This is a genomic window from Paenibacillus sp. YN15, assembly GCF_003285005.1.
Lineage (GTDB): Bacteria > Bacillota > Bacilli > Paenibacillales > NBRC-103111 > Paenibacillus_AR.
This window is the reverse complement of the sequence record NZ_QMFA01000091.1, coordinates 1-1,519: the sequence shown is the minus strand read 5'-3', so window position 1 is coordinate 1,519 and position 1,519 is coordinate 1. Positions and strand designations below refer to the sequence as shown.

Annotated in this window: 1 protein-coding gene; it reads right to left on the bottom strand. The window is 47.8% G+C overall.

Translation table 11 applies throughout. From position 1 onward, the window contains the following. Positions 1-208: 208 nt before the first annotated feature. Positions 209-1,444 (bottom strand): ISL3 family transposase, encoded by a 1,236-nt coding sequence (locus tag DQG13_RS30255; RefSeq protein WP_113023916.1) that lies wholly within the window; start codon positions 1,442-1,444, stop codon positions 209-211. Positions 1,445-1,519: the final 75 nt, after the last annotated feature.

The following is a 1,519-nucleotide window of genomic DNA, read 5'->3' as shown; positions in this document are numbered from 1 at the left end:
GGCTCTTCGCCGTTAGCGATGCAAACAGCAGTTAGTAGTCATTAAAACCTTTGAAAATCGGACAAGGGAATTGGTATAGATGCTTCGCTCCGCGTTCACCTTCTGTTGTGGCATAAACAGAGCCTTAGTTGGGCACACTGGTGGCTGGACAAGGGAATTGGTTCAGGTGCGAGCGATGCGTGGCTCCATGCTGTTGCCAATTCTTTTCTTATTTCAGGGCGAAATTGAGCTTGCCGGCAAGGACGTAAACCATCGCGATGATGTTCTTCTCAGTGCGGTAACCTCGGGCCTTTCGCTTAGCAGCCTGAAACAGACTGTTTATGCCTTCAAGTAAACCATTATTCAGTTTCGACTTAAACCACTGGATGACGCCGTCATAATGCTTCTGCAGCATTTTAGCGACCTCTACCATGGGCGCAAGACGACAGCGCAAGCCCCACTGAATCCAGTCTTGGAGTACCGCAGGTGCAATCGAGGCTGGATAGCGGTAGATCTCCTGCAAGATTAATCGCATTCGGTATGCTTTTGCAGTATCCAAGTCACAATCCTTGAGTTTAGCCATCGTTTCCTTTTGAGAATCCGTCAGGTTGTCAGGGTTTTTGAGCCATAGATATCGTGTGTCTTTCAATATGGCGCTGCTTTTCCGTTCCCGACGACGCACTTCATCTACGGCTTCATTAGCTGCCTGAATAACATGAAACTTATCAAAGGTAATCGCCGCTTTAGGGAAGTTTGCTTCGGCTCCTTTAATGAACGCCGGAGACATATCCATGCAGACCTCTGTGATATGATCAGCTTTCCCGCCGTGGGCTTCCAGTTGATTCTTGCATTCCGCCCAGGTGCCGGAATCCCGCCCTTTGGTCACATAGATTACGTTCTTTTGCTCTGGATCCATGAAGATTGTAATGTAATTGTGACCGCGTTTGGCCGATGTTTCATCCGTACTAATCTTCGTAACGTGAGACAAGTCTTGTGCCGCGATTGCGTTATCAACGTAATGGTGAAGAATTCGCCACAGCCGCGTATCGTGCTCGCCAAGCAATCGACTGACGGCATTCATCGGCATATCTTTTGCAAGCTTGATGATGAGCGCATCGAAGTAAAGCGTGAAGTAATGTTTGGGTTTATCGAGCGCCCACGGAACGTTTACTCGCATGATGCGATTGCATTTGCCGCAATGTGTCCGGGGCAGCTCCGCATGGATATAGCAAGGGTATTCAAAGAAGTTAAGGTGACGCCAGGTGCGGTCACGATCAGCAATATCTTTAACCGGTTGATACGGCGCTCCACAGTCTGAACAGGTAAACATAGCATCTTTGCGGAACTTTACATAAACATCCAACTGCTTCAATTCCAGCTCAAACCGGATTTGATCAATATACCATGGTTCAGGAATGTGAAGGAGCTCCTCCATTTGTCCATCTGAAAATGTGACGGCAAACATATGAAAACACCTCTCGTGTACTGGTTTATATTACCCAGTATTGACAGGCGCATTAACTGCTAACAGCGAGGAAGC